This is a genomic window from Streptomyces flavalbus, assembly GCF_042674625.1.
GTDB classification, from domain to species: domain Bacteria; phylum Actinomycetota; class Actinomycetes; order Streptomycetales; family Streptomycetaceae; genus Streptomyces; species Streptomyces flavalbus.
On the sequence record NZ_JBHTEB010000001.1, the window covers coordinates 5,306,046 to 5,327,961 of the forward strand.

The 21,916-nt window shown below is 70.8% G+C and carries 20 protein-coding genes; 9 read left to right on the forward strand and 11 right to left on the reverse strand.

Annotated elements, in window-relative coordinates:
• Positions 1–23: 23 nt before the first annotated feature.
• The 3 genes from ACFQZ6_RS23970 to ACFQZ6_RS23980 all read right to left on the reverse strand — a co-directional run bounded on the left by ACFQZ6_RS23970 (position 24) and on the right by ACFQZ6_RS23980 (position 3,195).
• The gene (locus ACFQZ6_RS23970) at positions 24–227 is read right to left on the reverse strand and encodes a YbdD/YjiX family protein (protein ID WP_381612326.1); all 204 of its coding nucleotides are present in this window, start codon (positions 225–227) and stop codon (positions 24–26) included.
• Positions 196–2,334, reverse strand: coding sequence for a carbon starvation CstA family protein (locus ACFQZ6_RS23975; protein ID WP_381612327.1), 2,139 nt, complete (start codon positions 2,332–2,334; stop codon positions 196–198). Before ACFQZ6_RS23975 ends, ACFQZ6_RS23970 begins: the two co-directional genes overlap by 32 nt.
• A gap of 96 nt (positions 2,335–2,430) precedes the next feature.
• Positions 2,431–3,195: a GntR family transcriptional regulator gene (locus tag ACFQZ6_RS23980; RefSeq protein WP_381612329.1), complete on the reverse strand. Its 765-nt coding sequence runs from the start codon at positions 3,193–3,195 to the stop codon at positions 2,431–2,433.
• A 413-nt stretch (positions 3,196–3,608) separates the two neighbouring features.
• Here ACFQZ6_RS23980 and ACFQZ6_RS23985 point away from each other — a divergent pair, with 413 nt between their 5' ends.
• The 4 genes from ACFQZ6_RS23985 (at position 3,609) to ACFQZ6_RS24000 (ending at position 8,311) form a co-directional block, all read left to right on the forward strand.
• Positions 3,609–4,892, forward strand: a complete 1,284-nt coding sequence (locus tag ACFQZ6_RS23985; RefSeq protein WP_381612330.1) for an extracellular solute-binding protein — start codon at positions 3,609–3,611, stop codon at positions 4,890–4,892.
• Between the two features lie 96 nt (positions 4,893–4,988).
• Complete coding sequence (locus tag ACFQZ6_RS23990) at positions 4,989–5,981, forward strand: carbohydrate ABC transporter permease (protein WP_381612332.1); 993 nt, start codon at positions 4,989–4,991, stop codon at positions 5,979–5,981.
• Entirely contained in the window at positions 5,978–6,808 is an 831-nt protein-coding gene (locus ACFQZ6_RS23995) for a carbohydrate ABC transporter permease (RefSeq protein WP_381612334.1), read from the forward strand. The genes ACFQZ6_RS23990 and ACFQZ6_RS23995 overlap by 4 nt, the downstream gene beginning before the upstream one ends.
• Positions 6,809–6,817: 9 nt before the next feature.
• Positions 6,818–8,311 (forward strand): glycoside hydrolase family 3 protein, encoded by a 1,494-nt coding sequence (locus ACFQZ6_RS24000; RefSeq protein WP_381612336.1) that lies wholly within the window; start codon positions 6,818–6,820, stop codon positions 8,309–8,311.
• A 125-nt stretch (positions 8,312–8,436) separates the two neighbouring features.
• On the opposite strand, the gene nagB is transcribed toward ACFQZ6_RS24000, so the two are convergent.
• Entirely contained in the window at positions 8,437–9,222 is a 786-nt protein-coding gene (gene nagB / locus ACFQZ6_RS24005; RefSeq protein WP_381618597.1) for a glucosamine-6-phosphate deaminase, read from the reverse strand.
• A gap of 167 nt (positions 9,223–9,389) precedes the next feature.
• Here nagB and ACFQZ6_RS24010 point away from each other — a divergent pair, with 167 nt between their 5' ends.
• Together ACFQZ6_RS24010 and ACFQZ6_RS24015 are read left to right on the forward strand one after the other, a co-directional pair.
• On the forward strand, positions 9,390–10,463 hold the full coding sequence (locus ACFQZ6_RS24010) for an SIS domain-containing protein (protein WP_381612337.1): 1,074 nt from the start codon (positions 9,390–9,392) through the stop codon (positions 10,461–10,463).
• Positions 10,464–10,934: 471 nt separating this feature from the next.
• Positions 10,935–12,401 (forward strand): sensor histidine kinase, encoded by a 1,467-nt coding sequence (locus ACFQZ6_RS24015; RefSeq protein WP_381618600.1) that lies wholly within the window; start codon positions 10,935–10,937, stop codon positions 12,399–12,401.
• Positions 12,402–12,583: 182 nt separating this feature from the next.
• Here ACFQZ6_RS24015 and ACFQZ6_RS24020 read toward each other — a convergent pair whose 3' ends face one another.
• Together ACFQZ6_RS24020 and ACFQZ6_RS24025 are read right to left on the reverse strand one after the other, a co-directional pair.
• Positions 12,584–12,841, reverse strand: a complete 258-nt coding sequence (locus ACFQZ6_RS24020) for a WhiB family transcriptional regulator (protein ID WP_029383210.1) — start codon at positions 12,839–12,841, stop codon at positions 12,584–12,586.
• Positions 12,842–13,161: 320 nt separating this feature from the next.
• Positions 13,162–14,130: a diacylglycerol/lipid kinase family protein gene (locus ACFQZ6_RS24025; RefSeq protein WP_381612338.1), complete on the reverse strand. Its 969-nt coding sequence runs from the start codon at positions 14,128–14,130 to the stop codon at positions 13,162–13,164.
• A 189-nt stretch (positions 14,131–14,319) separates the two neighbouring features.
• Between ACFQZ6_RS24025 and ACFQZ6_RS24030 the strand changes: the two genes are divergently transcribed.
• On the forward strand, positions 14,320–14,784 hold the full coding sequence (locus ACFQZ6_RS24030) for a hypothetical protein (RefSeq protein ID WP_381612340.1): 465 nt from the start codon (positions 14,320–14,322) through the stop codon (positions 14,782–14,784).
• A gap of 28 nt (positions 14,785–14,812) precedes the next feature.
• On the opposite strand, the gene ACFQZ6_RS24035 is transcribed toward ACFQZ6_RS24030, so the two are convergent.
• The 3 genes from ACFQZ6_RS24035 to ACFQZ6_RS24045 all read right to left on the reverse strand — a co-directional run bounded on the left by ACFQZ6_RS24035 (position 14,813) and on the right by ACFQZ6_RS24045 (position 16,869).
• Positions 14,813–15,925 carry an RNA polymerase sigma factor SigF gene (locus ACFQZ6_RS24035; protein ID WP_381612341.1) on the reverse strand — a complete coding sequence of 371 codons (1,113 nt, stop codon included), beginning with the start codon at positions 15,923–15,925 and terminating at the stop codon, positions 14,813–14,815.
• Positions 15,922–16,335, reverse strand: a complete 414-nt coding sequence (locus ACFQZ6_RS24040; protein ID WP_004925829.1) for an ATP-binding protein — start codon at positions 16,333–16,335, stop codon at positions 15,922–15,924. Before ACFQZ6_RS24040 ends, ACFQZ6_RS24035 begins: the two co-directional genes overlap by 4 nt.
• Before the next feature lie 273 nt (positions 16,336–16,608).
• Complete coding sequence (locus tag ACFQZ6_RS24045; protein WP_381612343.1) at positions 16,609–16,869, reverse strand: UBP-type zinc finger domain-containing protein; 261 nt, start codon at positions 16,867–16,869, stop codon at positions 16,609–16,611.
• A 61-nt stretch (positions 16,870–16,930) separates the two neighbouring features.
• On the opposite strand from ACFQZ6_RS24045, the gene ACFQZ6_RS24050 reads away from it, so the two are divergent.
• Positions 16,931–18,529, forward strand: coding sequence for a Na+/H+ antiporter (locus tag ACFQZ6_RS24050; RefSeq protein WP_381612345.1), 1,599 nt, complete (start codon positions 16,931–16,933; stop codon positions 18,527–18,529).
• 21 nt (positions 18,530–18,550) lie between these two features.
• On the opposite strand, the gene ACFQZ6_RS24055 is transcribed toward ACFQZ6_RS24050, so the two are convergent.
• Both ACFQZ6_RS24055 and ACFQZ6_RS24060 read right to left on the reverse strand, forming a co-directional pair.
• Entirely contained in the window at positions 18,551–19,465 is a 915-nt protein-coding gene (locus tag ACFQZ6_RS24055; protein ID WP_381612347.1) for a 1-aminocyclopropane-1-carboxylate deaminase/D-cysteine desulfhydrase, read from the reverse strand.
• A 92-nt stretch (positions 19,466–19,557) separates the two neighbouring features.
• Positions 19,558–20,148, reverse strand: a complete 591-nt coding sequence (locus ACFQZ6_RS24060; RefSeq protein ID WP_381612349.1) for an N-acetylmuramoyl-L-alanine amidase — start codon at positions 20,146–20,148, stop codon at positions 19,558–19,560.
• A gap of 340 nt (positions 20,149–20,488) precedes the next feature.
• On the opposite strand from ACFQZ6_RS24060, the gene ACFQZ6_RS24065 reads away from it, so the two are divergent.
• The gene (locus ACFQZ6_RS24065) at positions 20,489–21,895 is read left to right on the forward strand and encodes a family 2B encapsulin nanocompartment shell protein (protein ID WP_381612351.1); all 1,407 of its coding nucleotides are present in this window, start codon (positions 20,489–20,491) and stop codon (positions 21,893–21,895) included.
• Positions 21,896–21,916: the final 21 nt, after the last annotated feature.

A 21,916-nucleotide genomic window follows, 5' to 3' on the forward strand; every position in this document is an offset into this window, starting at 1 on the left:
GCACTCGTGCAGGTAGTGGCGGCTCAGCAGCAGCGGAAGCCCTGCCGTGGGTCCGCTTCCCGCCGGTCCGTCCGCATCCGCTCGAACGCGCGCCGGGACGGCACCTCCGCCTCCGGGTGGCCCTCGCGCAGATGGGCCACGTAGCGTTCGTACGCCGACTCGTCGGTCAGCTCCCGCAGGTACCAGCGCACGCCCCTAAACGCGCGTGTCAGTGCCGACGGCGTCACGGGCCTCCTCCTTCTCCTCCTTGGTCGGGAACAGCCCGGCCGGGGCGACGATCTTCGACTCGACGTACGGCGCCTCGCTGAGCGTGGACAGTGCGGGGCGGCGGACGTGCCGGACGCAGATCCGGAGCGCGTCGACGACCACGACGACGATCAGGAGCGCGAGGACGGCGGAGAGGACGCCGTCCACCGTGGAGTTGGTGACGATGGTGTGCATGTCGTCCATGTCCTTGGCGGGCGGGATGACCTCGCCGCGGTCGATCCCGGCCTGGTAGACACCGCGCTGCTCGAAGAAGCCGACGCGCGGGTCGCTGGAGAACACCTTCTGCCAGCTCGCGGTGAGGGTGACCGTGGCGTCCCAGACGAGCGGGACGCCGGTGACCCAGGCCCACTTCAGGCGCCCGGACTTCACCAGCAGGGTGGTGCAGACGGCCAGCGCGACGGCGGCCAGCAACTGGTTGGAGATGCCGAAGATCGGGAAGAGCTGGTTGATCCCGCCGAGCGGCTCGTGGACGCCCACCCAGAGGAAGTACCCCCACAGCCCGCACACCAGCGCGCTGGTGATGACCAGGCCGGGCTTCCAACTGACGTTCCGGAACGGCTTGTAGACGTTGCCGAGGGTGTCCTGGAGCATGAACCGGCCCACGCGGGTGCCCGCGTCGAGCGCGGTCAGGATGAACAGCGCCTCGAACATGATGGCGAAGTGGTACCAGAACGCCTTCAGGCTCCCGCCCGTCACCTCGGAGAAGATCTGCGAGACGCCGACGGCGAGGGTGGGCGCGCCGCCGGTGCGGGACAGCAGCGAGGACTCCTCGACGTTCCGCGCGGCGGCGGCGAGGTCCTCCGGGGTGATCTGGTAGCCCCAGCCGGTGACCACCTGCGAGGCGCTCTCCACGGTGCCGCCGATGGCCCCGGCGGGCGCGTTCATGGCGAAGTACAGCCCGGGGTCGATGATGCTCGCGGCGACCAGCGCCATCACGGCGACCGACGACTCCATCAGCATGGAGCCGTAGCCGATCATCCGGACCTGGGTCTCCTTCTGGATCATCTTCGGGGTGGTGCCGGAGGAGATCAGGGCGTGGAACCCGGACAGCGCGCCGCAGGCGATGGTGATGAACACGAACGGGAAGAGGGAGCCCGCGAAGACCGGGCCGTCGCCGCGGGAGGCGAAGTCGGTGACGGCGTCCATCCTCAGCGTCGGCACGGTTACGACCACGCCGAGGGCGAGCAGTCCGATGGTGCCGATCTTCATGAAGGTGGAGAGGTAGTCGCGGGGCGCCAGCAGCATCCACACCGGCAGGACCGAGGCGATGAAGCCGTACGCCACCAGCCAGATGACCAGCGTGGACGGGGCGAGGGTGAAGGTGTCCGCCCAGGACGACTCGGCCACCCAGCGGCCCGCGACCAGCGCGAGCAGCAGCAGGGCCACGCCGATGAGGGAGACCTCCAGGACCCTGCCGGGGCGCAGGACGCGCAGGTAGAAGCCCATCAGCAGGGCGATCGGGATGGTCATGCCGATGGAGAAGGTGCCCCACGGCGACTCGGCGAGGGCGTTGACGACGACCAGGGCGAGCACCCCGAGCAGGATGATCATGATGGCGAAGGCGGCGAGCAGGGCCGCCGCCCCGCCGAACGGGCCGATCTCCTCGCGGGCCATCTGGCCGAGCGAGCGCCCGTCGCGGCGGGTGGAGAAGAACAGCACCACCATGTCCTGCACGGCGCCGGCGAAGATGACGCCGGCGATGATCCAGATCGTGCCGGGCAGATAGCCCATCTGGGCGGCGAGCACCGGCCCGACCAGCGGACCGGCCCCGGCGATCGCGGCGAAGTGGTGGCCGAGCAGGACCCGCCGGTCGGTGGGGTGGAAGTCGATGCCGTTGTTGAGGCGCTCGGCGGGGGTGGCCCGGGTGCCGTCCACCTTCAGCACCCGGCGCGCGATGAACTTGGCGTAGAAGCGGTAGGCGATGGCGTACGAGCCGAGGGCCGCCGCGACCATCCAGGCGGCGGAGACCTCCTCACCGCGGGAGAGCGCGAGGACGGCCCAGCCGCTGGCGCCTACCAGTGCTACGAGGGTCCAGATGACGATGGTTCGAGCGTTCGCGGTACGCACCGGGTCGTCCTCCCGTCACTGCCATGGCGTAGGCCAAGACGGTCATTGACGCCAGGAACGTAGAGCAGGAACAGCGGGCGCGCTACACCACGGGCACTACTCCTGTGGACGCTTCAACCTCGCCACGAACTTGTAGCGGTCTCCGCGGTACACCGAGCGCACCCATTCCACCGGCTGGCCGTCGCGGTCCAGTGAGTGGCGGGAGAGCATCAGCATCGGCAGGCCCACGTCGGTGCCGAGCAGTCCGGCCTCGCGCGGGGTGGCCAGCGAGGTCTCGATGGTCTCCTCGGCCTCGGCCAGGTGGACGTCGTACACCTCGGCGAGGGCGGTGTAGAGGGACGTGTACTTCACCAGGGAGCGGCGCAGCGCGGGGAAGCGCTTGGCGGACAGGTGCGTGGTCTCGATGGCCATCGGCTCGGCGTTGGCCATGCGCAGGCGCTCGATGCGCAGCACCCGGCCGCCGGTGGTGATGTCGAGCAGGGAGGCGAGCGTGTCGTCGGCGGTGATGTAGCCGATGTCCAGCAACTGGGACGTCGGTTCCAGCCCTTGGGCGCGCATGTCCTCGGTGTAGGAGGTGAGCTGGAGCGCCTGGGAGACCTTGGGCTTGGCGACGAAGGTGCCCTTGCCCTGGATGCGCTCCAGACGCCCCTCGACGACGAGTTCCTGGAGGGCCTGGCGGACGGTGGTGCGGGAGGTGTCGAACTCGGCGGCGAGCGTGCGCTCGGGCGGTACCGGGGTGCCGGGTGCCTGGGTCTCCGTCATGTCGAGCAGGTGCTTCTTCAGGCGGTAGTACTTGGGCACGCGTGCGGTACGGACGCCTGCCCCGCCCTCGTTCTCCGCACTGCTGACGTCGGTGCTCATGCTCCGCCTTCCCGGCTCCGGGTCCGACACGGCCGACGTCGTGTCGGCCGCGGCTCACATCGTGACACGGCTGTCCATACGGGGGTTCCGTACGGTCCGTGATCCCCTCTGTATACCCCCGTGCCCATCGTTGGTCTAGTCCAGCCCTCTCGACCGGTACCCCAGTGGTCTACCCGAAGTGGGCCCCGTCTGGCGGTGTTTTCGCGGCCTTCTTTAGTAATGGTTCCTGCATATGTAGGTCCCATAACGGCTGGTAGGGCCCTACTTCCGGGCCCTTGACAGGCCATTTGGTCTGGGCCAAGCTCCGGGTACTGGTCTACACCATTGGTCCAGGTCCCAGGCCCCACGGACAGCACGCGTTGACGGTCACCGCGGGGACGAGGGGGGTTTGTGGCATCCCTGAGGAGGGTGGCGTGAAGCGCAAGCTGATATCCGCGATCGGTGTCGCGGCAATGATGGTCTCCATCGCGGCGTGCGGGGGCGACGACGGCGACGAGGGCAACGGCGGCAAGGCCGGAGCGGACGGCTACGCGGGTCAGACCCTCACCGTGTGGGTGATGGACGGCTCCTCGCCCGACGACTGGCAGGCCGAGCTGGCCACCGCCTTCGAGAAGAAGACCAAGGCGAAGGTCAAGTTCGAGGTCCAGCAGTGGAACGGCATCCAGCAGAAGCTGACCACCGCCCTGTCCGAGGAGAACCCGCCGGACGTCTTCGAGATCGGCAACACCCAGACCCCGGCCTACGCCAAGACCGGCGGCCTCGCCGACCTCGCGGACCTGAAGACCGAGATCGGCGGTGAGTGGACCGAGGCGCTCAACGAGTCCTCGATCTACGAGGGCAAGCAGTACGCGGCGCCCTGGTACTTCGCCAACCGCGTGGTCCTCTACAACAAGAAGATCTGGGCCGACGCCGGGATCAAGGACACCCCGAAGACCCGCGACGAGTTCTACGCCGACCTGAAGACGATCGGCGAGAAGACCGACGCCGAGCCGATCTACCTGCCCGGCCAGAACTGGTACCACTTCGTCGGCCTGGTCATCGGCGAGGGCGGCGAGCTGGTCAAGAAGGACGGCGACAAGTACGTCTCCAACCTGGACGACCCGAAGGTCGCCGCGGCCATGGAGACCTACAAGAAGTTCCAGGCCCTGTCCAAGGCCCCCAAGGACAAGGACGAGGCCACCCCGCAGCAGGGCCAGGTCTTCGGCAAGGGCGACGTCGGCGCGTTCATCGGCATGGGCTGGGAAGCCGGGATCGCGATCGAGGCCAACAAGGAGATCGAGGAGCAGATCGGCTACTTCACCATCCCCGGTGCCACGGCCGACAAGCCCGAGGGCGTCTTCCTCGGCGGCTCCAACCTCGCCGTCGCCGCGGGCAGCAAGAAGCAGGACCTCGCCAAGGAGTTCCTGAAGATCGCCCTGTCCGACGAGTTCGAGGGCAAGCTCGCCAAGGCCAACGGCGTCATCCCGAACAAGGAGGCCCTCCAGAGCAACCTGGCGGGCAACGCCGCCGCCGAGGCCGCCGCCCCGGCCGCCGCGGGCGGTGGCACCACGCCGCTGATCCCCGAGTGGGCCGCGGTGGAGAACGCCCCCAACCCGGTCAAGACCTACATGACCGCCGTGCTCAACGGTAAGTCCCCGGCCGAGGCCGCCAAGCAGGTCGAGGACGAGTTCAACAAGCGCCTGGCGCAGCAGCAGTAACGGCACGGGGGTGGGGGCCCGGTTCCGACTCGGGCCCCCGCCCCGCGTTCCGTCACGTCGAGTAGGTCGAACAGGTCGAGTAGAGAGAACGCGAGCATGACCGTGCAGACCGAACGGCCGCCCTCCGGCCCGGCCGACGTCCGCAAGGGGGCGGACGGCGGGGCATCCGACCGGGGGGCGTCGCGAGCCGCGTCGCGCGTCGGCGCGCTGGGACCGTACCTGTTGCTGCTGCCCGCCTGCGCCGCCACCGTGCTGCTGCTGGGCTGGCCGCTGCTGAAGGACGTCCTGCTGTCGTTCCAGAACCTCAACATGGCGCAGCTGATCCAGCACGCCACCGAGTGGAACGGCATCGACAACTACAAGGAGGTCCTCACCGGCGAGGACTTCTGGCGCGTGACCCTGCGCTCGGTCCTGTTCACCGCCGTCAACGTCGCCCTGACCATGGTCTGCGGTTCCCTGGTCGGCCTGCTGCTCGCCCGCCTCGGCAAGCGGATGCGGCTGCTGCTGATGATCGGCCTGGTGCTGGCCTGGGCGATGCCCGTCATCGCGGCGACCACGGTCTACCAGTGGCTGTTCGCCGAGCGCTTCGGCGTCGTCAACTGGGTGCTGGACAAGCTCGGCTGGCACTCCATGGCCGACTACAGCTGGACCAGCAGCCAGATGTCGACGTTCTTCGTCGTCACCGTGCTCATCGTGTGGATGTCCATCCCGTTCGTCGCCATCAACCTCTACGCGGCGACCACCACCATCCCCAGCGAGCTGTACGAGGCCGCCGCCCTCGACGGCGCGGGCGGCTGGAAGAGCTTCACCACCGTCACCCTGCCGTTCCTGCGGCCCTTCCTCTACGCCACGACGTTCCTCGAAGTCATCTGGATCTTCAAGGCGTTCGTGCAGGTCTACGTCATCAACGCGGGCGGCCCCGACCGGCTCACCGAGATCCTGCCCGTGTACGCCTACATCGAGGGCGTCGGCAACCAGCACTACGGCATGGGCGCGGCCATCGCCGTCCTGACCATCCTGATCCTGCTCGGGATCACCGCCTACTACCTGCGCCTCGTGCTCAAGCAGGACGAGGAGGGACTGCTGTGAAGCGCACGCTCTTCGGCCGCCTCTGGCCCAACGTCACGGCCGTGGTCCTCTTCCTCGGCTGCGTCTTCCCCGTGTACTGGATGTTCTCCACGGCCTTCAAGCCGACCGGCGACATCATCTCCGAGGACCCCGTCTGGTTCCCCACCGACGTCACCTTCGAGCACTTCAAGACCGCGACCAGCGTCGACCACTTCTGGACGTACGTCACGAACTCGCTGATCGTCACCGTGCTCGCGGTGGTCTTCTCGCTGGTCATCGCGCTCGCCGGGTCGTTCGCGCTGGCCCGGATGCGGTTCAGGGGACGGCGCGGCTTCATCGTCGGGTTCATGCTGGCCCAGATGGCGCCCTGGGAGGTCATGGTCATCGCGATCTACATGATCGTGCGGGACGCCTCCCTGCTCAACAGCCTGATCCCGCTGACCGTCTTCTACATGATGATGATCCTGCCCTTCACCATCCTGACGCTGCGCGGCTTCGTCGCCGCCGTGCCGAAGGAACTGGAGGAGGCGGCGATGGTCGACGGCTGCACCCGCCTCAGCGCGTTCCGCAGGGTGATCCTGCCGCTGCTCGCGCCCGGCCTGATGTCCACCTCGATGTTCGGGTTCATCACCGCCTGGAACGAGTTCCCGCTGGTCCTGGTCCTCAACAAGGACGCCGAGGCGCAGACCCTGCCCCTGTGGGTGTCCAGCTTCCGCACCGCCTTCGGCGACGACTGGGGCGCCACCATGGCCGCCTCCTCCCTGTTCGCCATCCCCATCCTGATCCTCTTCGTCTACCTCCAGCGCCGGGCCGTCAGTGGCCTGACCGCGGGCGCCGTGAAGGGATAACGCCACCCGATGACCACATTCGCGAGCGGCACGGACACCCTCACGCGTGACGCCCTCACCGTTCTCCAGCCCGGCTTCACCGGCACCACCGCCCCCGACTGGCTGCTGCGCCGCCTGGGCGAGGGCCTCGCCTCCGTCGGCCTGTTCGGCCGCAACATCGCCTCCCCGGCCCAGCTCGCCGCGCTCACCGCCCAACTGCGGGCCGAGCGGGACGACGTCCTGGTCGCCATCGACGAGGAGGGCGGCGACGTCACCCGTCTGGAGGTGCGCACCGGCTCCTCCTACCCCGGCAACCACGCACTCGGCGCGGTCGACGACACCGAGCTGACGCACGCCGTGGCGTACGCGCTCGGCCAGCGCCTCGCCGCCTGCGGGGTCAACTTCAACTGGGCGCCGTCCGCGGACGTCAACTCCAACCCGGACAACCCGGTCATCGGCGTACGCTCCTTCGGCGCCGCCCCCGACCTGGTCGCCCGGCACACCGCCGCCTATGTCACCGGCCTCCAGGCGGCCGGGGTCGCCGCCTGCACCAAGCACTTCCCCGGGCACGGTGACACCGCCGTCGACTCCCACCACGCGATGCCCCGCATCGACGTCGGCCCGGCGGTCCTCGCCGAGCGCGAACTGGCGCCGTTCCGGGCCGCCATCGCCGCCGGGACACGGGCCGTGATGAGCGCCCACATCCTGGTCCCGGCCCTGGACCCGGACCGCCCGGCGACCCTCTCGCCGCGCGTCCTCACCGAGCTGCTACGCGGCGAACTCGGCTACGACGGCCTGATCGTCACCGACGGCATGGAGATGCAGGCCATCGCGGGCACCTACGGCATCGAACGCGGCAGCGTCCTCGCCATCGCCGCGGGCGCCGACGCCATCTGCGTGGGCGGCGGCCTCGCCGACGACGACACGGTACGACGGCTGCGGGACGCCCTCGTGGCCGCCGTGCGCGCCGGTGAGCTGGCCGAGGAGCGGCTCGCGGACGCGGCGGAACGCGTGCGCAAGCTCGCCCAGTGGACGGCGGGGGTGTCCCGGCCCGCCGTCGCCGACTCCTCGCTGGACGAGGTGGGCCTGCGCGCCGCCCGCCGCGCCCTGCGGGTCACCGGCGACCTCGCCCCGCTGACGTCGGCGCCGTACGTCGCCGCGCTCGCGCCGGTCGCCAACATCGCGGTGGGGGACGAGACGCCCTGGGGCGTCGCCGCCGAGCTGGCGGAACTGCTGCCCGGCACCGAGTCGGGCAGCTTCACCGGCAGCGTGGCGGGCGGCGCGGTGCTGGCGGCGGCGGGGGAGCGCCGTATCGTCGCCGTCGTCCGCGACGAGCACCGGCACCCCTGGATGGCGGCGGCCGTCGCCACCCTGCTCGCGGCCCGTCCTGACACCGTTGTCGTCGAGATGGGCGTACCCCAGGCACCGCCCCGGGGCGCCCCGCACATCGCCACCTACGGCGCGGCACGGGTGTGCGGACGCGCGGCGGCGGAGGTCCTCGCGGGGGTCGTCACGGGGGGATGACCCACGGGGGACGGCGAACGCCGGGCGCCTTCTTGCCGAGGGCGCCCGGCGTCGCTGGCTTCTGGAAACGGTGAACGCCGGGCACCCTCGCGTTGACGGGGGTGCCCGGCGTTCACCGTGTGGGCTCAGATGCCCTGCCACTCCGGCTTGGCGGCGTAGGTCTGCCGGAAGTAGTCCGCGAGCTTCAGCTTCGACGCGGCGGCCTCGTCGACGACGACCGTGGCGTGCGGGTGCAACTGGAGCGCGGAGGCCGGGCAGACGGCGGCCACCGGGCCCTCGACGGTCGCGGCGACCGCGTCCGCCTTGCCCTCGCCCGTGGCGAGCAGCACCAGGTGCCGGGCCTCCAGGATCGTCCCGATGCCCTGCGTGATCACGTGGTGCGGGACCTGCTCGACGTCCCCGTCGAAGAAGCGCGCGTTGTCCACACGGGTCTGCTCGGTCAGCGTCTTGATCCGGGTCCGCGAGGCCAGCGACGAGCACGGCTCGTTGAACCCGATGTGTCCGTCCGTGCCGATCCCCAGCAACTGGAGGTCGACCCCGCCCGCCGCGGCCAGCGCCCGGTCGTACGCCTCGCACGCCGCCCGCACGTCGGCCGCCTCGCCGTCCGGACCGAGGAAGGCGTCCATCCCGATGCCGAGCGGCTCAAGCACCTCGCGGCGCAGCACCGAACGGTAGGACTCGGGGTGTGCGGCGGGCAGCCCCACGTACTCGTCGAGCTGGGCGATCCGGGCGCGCGAGACGTCCACGGCACCGGAGCGCACCTTGGCCGTCAGCGCCTCGTACACGGGCAGCGGGGTGGACCCGGTGGCCACTCCGAGGACGGCGTCGGGCTTGCGCCCGAGCAGCTTCGCCATGGCCTCGGCTATCAGCTCGCCGCCCGCCTTGGCGTCCGGGACGATGACAACTTCCACGCTGGGCCTGCCGTTCTGAAGAGGGGGTGTCACGGGCAAGGGATGCGGACGATCTCCCCATGTGGTTTAGACCAATCCGGGTTCCAATCTAACAGGCGCGGCACGCCGTGGGGGAGTGCAATGGGAGGGAAGACGCCGGGTTGACCGGGACGAAGTGGAGGCCCCTCATGAGCAGCGCGTCGCGCCTCGGTCCCCGGGGTGACGCCCCGGGGCGGATCATGGCCCGCGAGATGGCCGAGCAGCCCGCCGTGCTCCGGCGCATCCTCGACGAGGGCGCCGGGCCGATCGGGCGGGTGGCCCGGGAGATCGCCGCCCGCAGGCCCCGCTTCGTCCTGCTGACCGCCCGCGGCACCTCCGACAACGCCGCGCTGTACGCCAAGTACCTGATCGAGATCCGGCTCGGCCTGCCCTGCGGACTCGCCTCCATGTCGACCACCACGACGTACGGCGCCCGCCCCGACCTCACCGACGTGCTGGTCGTCACCGTCAGCCAGTCTGGCGGCTCCCCGGACCTGGTCGCCTCCACCCGGGCGGCCCGCGAGGCCGGGGCCCTCACCCTCGCCGTCACCAACAACCCCGACTCGGCGCTGGCCGGGGTCTGCGAGCACCACATCGACATCCTCGCCGGGCCCGAGCGCGCCCTGCCCGCCACCAAGACGTACACCGCCTCCCTGCTCGCCCTCTACCTCTTCGTCGAGGGCCTGCGCGGCGGCGACGGCGCCCCCGCGCGGGCCCTGCCCGACCTGGCCGAACAGCTCCTCGCCCGGCATGACGAGGTGCGCGCCCTGGCCGCCCGGTACCGGTTCGCCGAGCGCATGGTGATCACCTCCCGCGGCTACGGCTACCCGACCGCTAAAGAGGCCGCCCTGAAGCTGATGGAGACCAGCTACATCCCGGCCCTGTCCTACTCCGGCGCCGATCTGCTGCACGGTCCGCTCGCCATGGTCGACAACGTCTCCCCGGTGATCGCGGTGGTCACCGACGGCAAGGGCGGCGAGGCGCTGCGGCCGGTCCTGGACCGGCTCCGGGGCCGGGGTGCCGACCTGGTCGTCATCGGCCCGCGCGAGCACGTGGAGCGGGCCTCGGCCGGGTTCGTGCTGCCCACCGAGGGCGTCGCCGAGGAGGTCCAGCCGGTCCTGGAGATCATCCCCCTCCAGTTGCTGGCCCACGAGGTCACCATCGCCCGCGGCCAGGACCCGGACGCGCCCCGGGCGCTGGCGAAGGTCACGGAGACCAGTTGAGGGGCCACCTGAGCGGCGGTCGCCACGGCTGAGCGGAGACCGGCTCAAGGGCGGGTGGAGCAGGGGGGCGCACCGGCGCGTTGGCGGAAATTGGCCCGGCCTTCCGGCCCCATGGCCGACGCCTGCGGGTTAGGCTTGCCGCGCGTCAAGTCCAGTCAGTCTCCAACAACAAATACCGCCCGCGCATGGACACACTCCACTGGTCTAGTCCACAATCGGGTGAACGTGGAAAACTTCCGTCTTCCCCGCACAGGAAGGCGGATCGAGGAACCGGCGCTCTCTGCCCTGACTGCTCCGGCTCCTCTCCTTCGGCCGACCGGGACCGCACACCCCGCGGCCGTTGCTGCTCCGGGCTGCGGTGCCGGGAGGGTTGAGGGTCCCTCCCAGGCGCCGCGGCCCGCGGGTGTTTCCGGGCTCCCGCGGGCGTTGGGGCCCCGGCAGACCCCCAGGTACGCTCACCACGTGCCCTCCATGAACGAACTGGTCCGCCAGCACACCGCCCTCGACGACTCCGACCTCGAGTGGCTCCACCTGCTGGTCTCGGAGTGGCAGCTCCTCTCCGACCTCTCCTTCGCCGACCTCGTGCTGTGGGTCCCCACCAGCGACGGCACCCGCTACGTCTCCGTCGCCCAGATGCGGCCGAACACCGGCCCCACCTCCTACCAGGACGACATGGTCGGCCACCTCGTCCCGCGCGGCCGACGGCCCATGCTGGACGCCGCCCTCGACGAGGGCCGGATCGTGCGGGAGGGCGACCCGGAGTGGCGCGAGGAGGTGCCGGTCCGCGTCGAGTCCATCCCGGTACGGCGCGACGGCCGCGTCCTGGGCGTCATCGCCCGCAACACCAACCTGCTCACCGTGCGCACGCCGAGCCGACTGGAGCTGACCTACCTCCAGTCCGCCTCCGACCTCGCGCAGATGATCGCGGCCGGGTCGTTCCCGTTCCCCAACCAGCAGGTCGACATGGACGCCTCGCCCCGCGTCGGCGACGGCCTGATCCGCCTCGACGCCGACGGCACCGTGCAGTACGCCTCCCCGAACGCCCTGTCCGCCTACCACCGGATGGGTCTCGCCGCCGACCTCGTCGGCCACCACCTCGGCCAGACCACCGCCGAACTCGCCCCGTCCCGGGGGCCGGTGGACGAGGCGCTCGCCAAGGTGGCCAGCGGGTGGGCGCCGCGCGAGTTCGAGATCGAGGCCAACGACGGGGTCATCCAGTTCCGGGCGATCCCGCTCAGCCCCAAGGGCACCCGCATCGGCTCCCTGGTCCTCCTCCGGGACGTCACCGAACTGCGCCGCCGAGAACGTGAGTTGATCACCAAGGACGCCACCATCCGGGAGATCCACCACCGGGTGAAGAACAACCTCCAGACCGTGGCCGCCCTGCTGCGGCTCCAGGCCCGGCGCATCGAGTCCGAGCGCGGGCGCGCGGCCCTGGAGGAGGCGGTACGGCGGGTCGGCTCCATCGCGATCGTGCATGAGACGCTGTCCCAGAACCTGGACGAGCGGGTGGAGTTCGACGAGATCGCCGACCGGGTGCTGGCGATGGTCGCCGAGATCTCCCCGGGCAAGGTCACCGGCCGTCGCACCGGACGCTTCGGCATCCTGGACGCCGAGGTCGCCACACCGCTGTCGATGGTGCTGACCGAGGTCCTCCAGAACGCGCTGGAGCACGGCTTCCGGGAGGGCGACACCGGCACGGTCGAGGTGTCGGCCGTGCGGGGCGGCACGTCGAAGGAGGCGCGGCTGCTGGTCACCGTGCAGGACGACGGGGTGGGGCTGCCCGAGGGCTTCGACCCGCACACCTCGGGGAACCTCGGCCTCCAGATCGTACGCACGCTGGTGGAGGGCGAGTTGGGCGGCACCTTCGACATGGTCCCGGCGCCGGAGCGGGGGACACGGGTGATCCTGGACGTGCCGGTGCGGTCACAGAAGTAGGGCGTGGCGGCGGGGCCGGGAAAGCAAAGGGCCCCGGACCCTTCTCGGGTCCGAGGCCAGTGCTCGCTGCTGCTGTAAGTGCTCTAGCGCATCGGGGGTACTGCGCGCTGCGACTCGGGTGGCGGGAGATGCGTACTCGCTGTACGCGCCGCCAGGCTCAGACTGTCAGCGGGGTGGGTGTGTCAGGCGGAGGCCTGACGGGCCCGGTTGCGGGCGGCGCGGCGCTTCATCGCGCGGCGCTCGTCCTCGCTGAGACCACCCCAGACGCCGGAGTCCTGACCGGACTCAAGCGCCCACTGCAGGCACTGCTCGATAACCGGGCAGCGACGGCAGACAGCCTTGGCTTCCTCGATCTGCAGCAGCGCAGGACCGGTGTTGCCGATGGGGAAGAACAGCTCGGGGTCTTCCTCGCGGCAAACGGCGCGGTGACGCCAGTCCATGGCTGCTACCTCTCCTTGGTATTACATGCTGATTGCTTGTGAATGTGAACGCTTTCACGAATCCCTCAACAAGTGAAGGGCCGACCGTCAGGTTTCCCTGGCGTGGTCCTGTGTGTTGGAGAGGGGTTCTGGTGATCTGTGGGGGCCGGTGTGTGGGGCCGTCCCGATCGCCACGTAGAGACTCGCAAACCTCAGCGGCGGATACAACCCCTTCCGAAAAGTTTTTTTTGATTCCTCGGTGTCGACTAGGTCACAGCCGTACTTCCATGGGGTGGATCCTGGCCTAAACGTTCGAGTGAAAGGACTTTAGCCCCTTCTGCTCACACAATCACACGCAGTGCACGGCGTACGCCTGTGAACGTCACGCTCGTACGCAGCCCCAGGTGGTCACCGTCCATCTGGAGGGGGAGCGGCGCCTTCGAATGCAAGGTGAAGTCGGTCAGGTCGTGCAGGGAGGTGGCGTGCCTGCCACGGGGTCCGCGCTCGGGGGACGAAGTGAGCAACTGGGTGCCATACCGGGCAACCGCGGCGGTGGAGAGACGGCTGAGGCCGAACACGTCGAGGCCGGTATCGAACGAGGCCTTAGGCGACGCGTACATGGGGCGATTGCCGAGGAACGTCCACGGGGCGGTGTTCGAGACTATGGAGAGGACCAGGCCCTCGATCGGGTCCTCGCCGTTCTGTTCGAGGGTGATCGTGCCGTGCCGTCGGTTGGTCTCGCCGAGGAGCTGGCGGACGACCTGGCGGACGTAGAGGGCGTGGGTCGACTTCTTGCCGCGCTCGCGCTGCTGCTCGACACGGCCGACGACGCCGCCGTCGAAGCCGAGGCCCGCGTTGAAGGTGAACCAGCGGGCGGGGACCGCCTCGTCCTCGGTGCCCGGCGTTCCGGAGGCGAGACCCAGGCCCACCGTGCGCTCACTGCCCTCGCGCAGCGCGTCGAGCAGGGCGCCGGTGGCCTCGACGGCGTCGTTGGGGAGGCCGAGGGCGCGGGCGAAGACGTTGGTGGAACCGCCGGGGACGACGGCGAGGCCGGGAAGGTGCTCGGGGTCGGGGCCGTTGTGCAGCAGGCCGTTGACGACCTCGTTGACGGTGCCGTCGCCGCCGAGCGCCACGACGAGGTCGATGTCGTCGCTCTCCGCCGCCTGCCGACCGAGGTCCCGCGCGTGCCCGCGGTACTCGGTGGTGACCGCCTCCAGCTTCATCTCACTCGCGAGCGCGTGGATCAGCACGTCGCGCGTACGTGCGCTTGTGGTGGTTGCCGCCGGATTGACCACGAGAAGTGCACGCATGGAGGGCAGCGTACCTACTGAGGGGTACCACGCGAACCCCGGACCAAGGATCAGCCCCTCGACGCACTTGCCGTAGCTGCGGGCAGTCGTGCTGCTGGGGCGGCTCCCGACCCGGGGGAGCGGCACCCCGTGGCGCCGGGCAGCGCACCCACCCCCGCCCCGGCGCGCACCGACGGCTACCCTGCTCGGGTGAGCAGTGAGCCGCAGACCCCTGACGATGACCGCCCCCGTCGGCTGGTGGGCGCCGCCGCACTCACCGGCCTGGAAGGCCTGGTGCTGTTCGGCGGCGGCATCTGGATGCTCGTCTACGGGCTGGCCGGGAACCCCGACAACGAACGGCAGGCCGTGACCGGCGGCATCACCCTCGCCGTCCTCGCCCTGCTCCCCATGCTCGCCGCCCGCGGCCTGCTCGCCCGGCGCGGCTGGAGCCGCGGCCCCGCCGTCATCACCCAGCTCCTGGCGCTGCCGGTGGCCTACAACCTGCTCCAGACCGACAGCGCGTCCATCCCCGCGGGCATCGCCCTCGCCGTCGTGGCCGTCACCGCGCTGGTCCTGCTGATGAACCCCGCGACGGCCCGCGCCCTCGGCATCCGCGGACCCGGCCGCGCCGACGACGCCGACAAGACCGGCAAGACCGGCAACGCCGGGAAGTGACCGCCGGGTCTCCTCGGCTGCTGCTCCGCTACTCCTCCACCAGGAGCTTCTCCCGCAACTGCGCCAGCGTCCGCGCCAGCAGCCGGGAGACGTGCATCTGCGAGATGCCGACCTCCTGGGCGATCTGCGACTGCGTCATGTTCGCGAAGAAGCGAAGGAGCAGGATCCGCTTCTCCCGCGGCGGGAGATCCTCAAGGAGCGGCTTGAGGGACTCGCGGTACTCCACGCCCTCCAGCGCCTCGTCCTCCGCGCCGAGCGTGTCGGCGACCGCCGGGGACTCGTCGTCCGTGTCGGGGACGTCCAGGGACAGCGTGGAGTACGCGTTGGCGGACTCCAGGCCCTCCAGGACCTCCTCCTCGGAGATCGCCAGCTTCTCGGCCAGCTCGTGCACCGTGGGCGAGCGGCCGTGCAGCTGGGACAGCTCCGCCGTCGCCGTGGTGAGCGCGAGCCGCAGCTCCTGTAGGCGACGCGGTACCCGCACCGCCCAGCCCTTGTCGCGGAAGTGCCGCTTGATCTCGCCGACGACGGTCGGGGTGGCGTAGGTGGAGAACTCCACGCCGCGGTCCGGGTCGAAGCGGTCGACGGACTTGATCAGGCCGATGGTGGCGACCTGGGTGAGGTCGTCGAGCGGCTCGCCGCGGTTGCGGAAGCGGCGCGCGAGGTGCTCGACGAGCGGCAGGTGCATCCGGACCAGTTGGTTGCGCAGCTCCGCGTACTGCGGGCTGCCGTCCGGCAACTGGCGCAGCTCGACGAACATGGCGCGCGCCCCGCTGCGGTCCGGCGGTTCGTGCTGCGTGCCCTGCGCGCTCGGTGCGCGCAGCGCGTCCTGCTCGGAGTCTCGCTCGTGCTCGCTCATCGTCCCGCCCGTTGCCCTTCCCCGTGCCCGCGCCGCAGCTCGGACAGGGGTGACCCCGCTCCGCCGTCCCAGAGGCGCGCCCTGTCCGGCACCTCCCTGATCCCGCTCCCCGCCGACCGGGGACTCCGCCGGGTCGCCGGTGTGGTCCTCCGGGTGCGGCCGGGCCTGCTCGGGGATGCCGTCCGCCATGTGCCTGGCTCCGCTGGAAGGTGGAATTCCGCCCTTGGCCGGCAGCTCACGTGTGCCGCGCTCTTCGTCCCGCACCGGCCCGTCCCCGTCCCTCACGCCGGACCAGGTCCCGCGCCGCGCTGCTTGTAGAGGCTGATCGACACGGTCTTGTCCTCGTCCACGGCGGAGGAGACCTTGCCCGCGAGGGCGGACAGCACGGTCCAGGCGAAGGTGTCCCGCGAGGGGGCGTGGCCGTCGGTGGTCGGCGCCGAGACGGTCACCTCCAGCGAGTCGTCGACGAGGCGGAAGACGCAACTGAGCACCGAGCCGGGGACGGCCTGCTGGAGCAGGATCGCGCAGGCTTCGTCCACCGCGATGCGCAGGTCCTCGATCTCGTCGAGGGTGAAGTCCAAACGGGCCGCGAGACCGGCCGTGGCCGTCCGCAGCACCGACAGGTAGGCACCCGCGGCTGGCAGCCGGACTTCCACGAAGTCCTGGGTCGCGGGCTCGCCTGCGATCTGGGACACCCTCACCTCCAAGGTGGTACATGCTGTTCGGGCCGGGGGTCTCCCCGGGGAACACGATGTGGTTCAGCGGTGACGCTACCGCGCCCCCGGCGATCCTGTCCCCGGGACCCCGACCCTGTGCTGTCACTCATAGTAAACATACATATACGCACAGTGGCTAGGGGGTCTGCGGGCCCAATTGGGAAGAGCGCGCGCCGGGTTGACGTACCCAGACGTCAGACGGTCGAACCGTCCCACGGTCGGTCAGGCTCGGTCAGCCCCGGTCGGCCCCGGTCAGGCCAGGACGTGGTCCACGAAGCACCAGCGCCAGCTCTCGCCGGGCTCGAAGGTCCGCATCACGGGATGGCCGGTCTCCTTGTGGTGCTCCGTGGCGTGGCGGCCCGGTGAGGAGTCGCAGCAGGCGACGTGGCCGCAGGACAGGCACAGCCGTAGCTGCACCGGGTGGGTACCGTCCGCGAGGCACACCAGGCACGTGTCGCTGAGCGGCGCGGGTTCGGGGTGTGGCAGCGCGTCGGCGTGCGTGCACTGTTTCATGATTGCCAGATTACGACGGGCGTGCGGGGGACCGTACGGAAAGAGCTGGGGGCGAGGGCACATGGACGTGATGCCGCTGTTGTTGCTGGTGGCGGGCAGCGCCGTGGTCGCGGGGGCGGCCCGCAGGACGCCGGTGCCCGCGCCGCTGCTGCTGGTGGCGGCCGGGCTGGCGATCTCGTACGTCCCCGGGGTGCCCGACTACCACCTGGACCCGCACGTGGTCCTGCCGCTGATCCTGCCCCCGCTGCTGCACCTGGCGGCGATCGACAGCTCCTACCTCGACCTGCGCGCCCAGCTCCGGCCGGTCGCGCTGCTGTCGGTGGGCTATGTGCTGTTCGCCACGGTCGCCGTCGGCTGGGCCGTCCACCTGATCGTGCCGGATCTGCCGCTGACCGCCGCCCTGGTGCTCGGCGCGGTGGTGGCGCCGCCGGACGCGGTGGCGGCCACCGCCGTCGCCCGCCGGGTCGGGCTGCCGTCCCGGATCACCACCATCCTGCAGGGCGAGTCCCTGGTGAACGACGCCACCGCGATCACCGCCTACCGGGTGGCCCTGGCCGCCGCCGTCGGGGAGGGCGCCACCTGGGCGGGCGGCATCCGCGAGTTCCTGCTCGCGGCGATCGGCGGCATCGGCATCGGGCTGGTGCTGATGGTGCCGATCCACTGGCTGCGCATCCACCTGAAGGAGGCGCTGCTCCAGAACACCCTGTCCCTGCTGATCCCCTTCGTCGCCTACGCCGTCGCCGAGCAGGTGCACGCCTCCGGTGTCCTCGCGGTCGTCGTCGTGGCGCTCTACCTCGGCCACCGCGCCTGGCAGGTCGACTTCGCCACCCGGCTCCAGGAGGACGCGGTGTGGAAGATGGTCGCCTTCGTCCTGGAGTCGGCGGTGTTCGCCCTCATCGGACTGCAACTGCCGGTCGTCCTGCGCGAGCTGGGCGAGTTCGAGGGCGGCTCGGCCCTCTGGTACGCGGTCGCCGTCTTCCTCGTGGTCGTCGTGGCCCGGTTCGTGTGGGTCTTCCCGGCGACCTATCTGCCGCGGCTGCTGTCGGCGCGGATCCGCGAACGGGAGGAGGACCCCACCTGGAAGGCGCCGTTCATCATCTCCTGGGCGGGGATGCGCGGCGTGGTCTCCCTGGCCATCGCCTTCTCCATCCCGGTGACGACGCACCACGGGGAGCCCTTCCCCGGCCGCAACCTGATCCTCTTCCTGACCTTCACCACCGTCATCGGCACCCTCGTCCTCCAGGGCCTGACGCTGCCCGCGCTGATCCGGCTGCTGAGACTCCCCGGGCGGGACACGCAGGCCGAGACCCTCGCCGAGGCCAACGCCCAGGCGCAGGCGTCCCGGGCCGCCGAGCAGTGCCTCGACGAACTCCTCGCCGACGAGCGCAACGCCCTGCCCGAACCGCTCGCCGACCGGCTGCGCGCCGTCCTGGAGCGCCGCCGCAACGCCGTCTGGGAACGCCTCGGCCAGGCCAACCCGATCACCGGCGAGACCGCCGACGACACCTACCGGCGGCTGTCGCGCGAGATGATCGGCGCCGAGCGCGAGGTCTTCGTCCGGCTCCGCGACGCCCGCTACATAGACGACGAGATGCTCCGCTCCCTGCTGCGCCGACTGGACCTGGAAGAGGCCGCCGCCTACCGGGAGACGCACACCTGACGCGCGCGCGGACAGGCGGGTTCAGGGGAAGGGGCGGCCGGTGATCACGGCCGCCACGGTGCTCCCGCGCGGGAAGGCGCCCTCCGCGGCGAGCACCGTGAGGCCGTACAGCAATTTGGCGACATAGAGACGTTCCACCGGCAGGGCGTGGCGCTGTTCGAAGTCCACGGCGAACGCCTCGAGTTCCGGGGTCGTGCGGGCGTAGCCACCGAAGTGGAAGCGCTCGCCCAGCGACCAGGCGCCGCGCGGGCCGCCGAACGCCCGCTCCTGGAGCGCGCGTGTCTCGGAGCCGAGGAAGCCGCCTTTGAGGACCGGCACGCCCAGAGCCCGCTGGCCGGGGGAGAGTCCCGCGGCGAGACCGGCCAGCGTGCCGCCGGTGCCGCAGGCGAGGGCCACCACGTCGGCACGGTCGCGCAGCTCCGTACCGAGGGCCCGGCAGCCGCGGACGGCCTCGGCGTTGCTGCCGCCCTCGGGGACGACGTACGCCTCCTCGGCGTCCGCCGCGCGCAGGACGGCCGCCAGGGTGCCGGGCTCCGTCTTGTGGCGATACGTCGATCTGTCGACGAAGTGCAGTCGCATCCCGTCGGCGGCGCAACGGGCCAGGGAGGCGTTGAGCGGGCGGTCGGCCAGCTCGTGGCCGCGGACCACGCCCACCGTGGGCAGCCCGAGCAGTCGGCCCGCGGCGGCGGTGGCCCGCAGGTGGTTGGAGTAGGCGCCGCCGAAGGTGAGGACCGTACGCCCGCGTGCCGCGCGCAGGTTCGGCGCGAGCTTGCGCCACTTGTTGCCGATCAGCTCCGGGTGGATCAGATCGTCCCGCTTGAGCACCAGCCCGACGCCGTACCGCCCGAAACGGTCGTCCGCCACCTCCTGGAGGGGGGACGGCAGGCGGGGGCGGAGGACATCGGGGCCGGGGGCTTCCTGGGGCTGGCTGGACACGGGTCCATTGTCGGTGACCGGGGGCCGCTGGCCAGGGGGCCGGGGTCATGGCTGGGGCCGATGACCCGCCGGTCGGGGGTGGGCGGACCGGCTTACTTGAGGTGTGCGCGGACCCGCTCCCGCATCCGGTTCATCGAGAACCCGCGCGGGTCGACCTTCCCGGGCTGCCACTCCAGGTGCCCGATGACCGACCGCTCCGACCAGCCGTGGTGGCGGCAGATCGCGGCGGCGGCCTTCGCGATGGCCTCCAACTGCACCTCGGGCCACGGGTCCGCGCCGTCGCCGAGGTTCTCGCACTCCAGGCCGTAGAAGTGCCGGTTGCCGTCGGTGTTCGCCTCGTTGTCGGGCGGCAGCCCCTTCTCCGCTATCACCGCGCGCAGCACGTCGTCGTCGCCGTCGCCCGCGTGGTTGGCGCGGCCGTAGCCGACGAGGTGCACCCGGCCGTCCTTGGTGATCACGCCGTGGCAGAGCGGTCCCGGCAGGCCGTCGCGGCCCCTGCGGCACAGCTTCACGGTCCTCCGGGTGCCCTTGGTCGCCGTGTGGTGGAGCATCACGCCGTGCACGGGGCCCCACGGCCCCTTGTGGTCGCGGTTGTGGTGTCTCCAGTCGCCCACCTCGACGACCGTGAGCCCTTCGGCCCGCAGCCGCGCCAGGAACCTGGCCGCGGACATCGGTGAGGCCATGGCCCCGCCTCCCTCACAGGTGCGCGACGGCCGCCCCGCGCGACCGTCTCGTACCGCTGGATGTACCGAAGCGGAAGCGGGCGGAACCCTTCGTTCGTACAGCGTGCGAGCCGATTCGGACACGATGCGGACGGCGCGCGGGCGGGCGCGGACGGGGCGCGGGAAGGGCGCGGAGGCCGTGCGGCGCTGGAGGGGGACCCCAGTCTGCCCCGGCGGGCGGAGATCCATTCCCGCTCTTTCGGGTAATAGCACAGATACGTTGAGTGATGGAAGGCTCTTACGTGAGATCGGCGTCCGGCACAGACCGCCGCCGGGCGCACAACCGGGAGGGCAGTTCCATATGTCGGTAGGCGAAGAGGTCCGCACGGAAGAGACCAGGCCCCAGCAGAGCCTTGGCACGGCGGCCGCGCGGAACCTGGCCACCACCACCAAGTCCGTCCCGCAGATGCAGGAGATCAGCTCCCGCTGGCTGCTGCGGATGCTGCCGTGGGTGGACGTGAAGGGCGGTACGTACCGGGTGAACCGGCGCCTCACCTACGCCGTGGGCGATGGCCGTATCACCTTCGTGAAGACCGGTGACCGCGTCGAGGTCATCCCCGCCGAACTGGGCGAGATCCCCGCCCTGCGCGGGTACGAGGACGAGGAGGTGCTCGCGGAGCTGGCCCGGCGCTGCGAGCAGCGCGAGATCGCCGCGGGCGAGGTGCTCGCCGACTTCGGCAACCAGACCGACGAGGTGTACCTGCTGGCGCACGGCCGGGTGGAGAAGATCGGCACCGGCCCCTACGGCGGCGACGAGAGCCTCGGCGTCCTCGCCGACGGCGCCCACCTGGGGGAGCGGGCGCTGATCGACCCGGAGGCCATCTGGGAGTACACGGCCCGCGCGATCACCGCGTGCACCGTCCTGGTGCTGACCCGGCAGGACGTCGAGCAGGTCGCGGAGCGCTCCGACTCGCTGCGCGAGCACCTGGAGTTCACCCGGGCCATCCCGCAGCAGCGCACCAACAAGTTCGGTGAGAAGGAGATCGACCTCGCCGCCGGTCACGAGGGCGAGCCGGACATCCCGCACACCTTCGTCGACTACGAACCCCGGCCCCGTGAGTACGAACTGAGCATCGCCCAGACCGTGCTGCGCATCCACTCGCGCGTGGCCGACCTCTACAACCAGCCGATGAACCAGACCGAGCAGCAGTTGCGGCTCACCGTCGAGGCGCTGAAGGAGCGTCAGGAACACGAGCTGGTCAACAACCGCGAGTTCGGGCTGCTCCACAACTGCGAGTACGACCAGCGGATCCAGCCGCACGACGGCGTGCCCGGCCCGGACGACATGGACGAGCTGCTCAGCAGGCGGCGCAGCACCAAGCTGTTCCTCGCCCACCCGCGCGCCATCGCCGCGTTCGGGCGGGAGCTGAACAAGCGCGGTCTGGTACCGGAGACCATCGACATGGCCGGGAACCGCATCCCCACCTGGCGGGGTGTGCCGATCTTCCCGTGCAACAAGATCCCGGTCACCGAGGTCCGTACCACCTCGATCATCGCGATGCGGCTCGGCGAGGAGGACCAGGGCGTCATCGGGCTGCGGCAGTCCGGCATCCCGGACGAGATCGAGCCGAGCCTGTCGGTGCGGTTCATGGGCATCAACGAACAGGCGATCATCAAGTACCTGGTGACGGCGTACTACTCGGCCGCGGTCCTCGTCCCGGACGCGCTCGGGGTGCTGGAGAACGTCGAGATCGGCCGCTGGCGGTGACCCTCCCGACAGGTCTGCCGC

Coding starts and splice junctions, on each gene's coding strand:
- ACFQZ6_RS23990 (WP_381612332.1), top strand. CDS start 4,989: ATGACCGTGCAGACCGAACGGCCGCCCTCCGGCCCGGCCGACGTCCGC.
- ACFQZ6_RS24050 (WP_381612345.1), top strand. CDS start 16,931: ATGGACGTGATGCCGCTGTTGTTGCTGGTGGCGGGCAGCGCCGTGGTC.
- ACFQZ6_RS24015 (WP_381618600.1), top strand. CDS start 10,935: ATGAACGAACTGGTCCGCCAGCACACCGCCCTCGACGACTCCGACCTC.
- ACFQZ6_RS24010 (WP_381612337.1), top strand. CDS start 9,390: ATGAGCAGCGCGTCGCGCCTCGGTCCCCGGGGTGACGCCCCGGGGCGG.
- ACFQZ6_RS24000 (WP_381612336.1), top strand. CDS start 6,818: ATGACCACATTCGCGAGCGGCACGGACACCCTCACGCGTGACGCCCTC.
- ACFQZ6_RS24060 (WP_381612349.1), bottom strand. CDS start 20,148: ATGGCCTCACCGATGTCCGCGGCCAGGTTCCTGGCGCGGCTGCGGGCC.
- ACFQZ6_RS24020 (WP_029383210.1), bottom strand. CDS start 12,841: ATGGACTGGCGTCACCGCGCCGTTTGCCGCGAGGAAGACCCCGAGCTG.
- ACFQZ6_RS23980 (WP_381612329.1), bottom strand. CDS start 3,195: ATGAGCACCGACGTCAGCAGTGCGGAGAACGAGGGCGGGGCAGGCGTC.
- ACFQZ6_RS24065 (WP_381612351.1), top strand. CDS start 20,489: ATGTCGGTAGGCGAAGAGGTCCGCACGGAAGAGACCAGGCCCCAGCAG.
- ACFQZ6_RS24045 (WP_381612343.1), bottom strand. CDS start 16,869: ATGAAACAGTGCACGCACGCCGACGCGCTGCCACACCCCGAACCCGCG.
- ACFQZ6_RS24025 (WP_381612338.1), bottom strand. CDS start 14,130: ATGCGTGCACTTCTCGTGGTCAATCCGGCGGCAACCACCACAAGCGCA.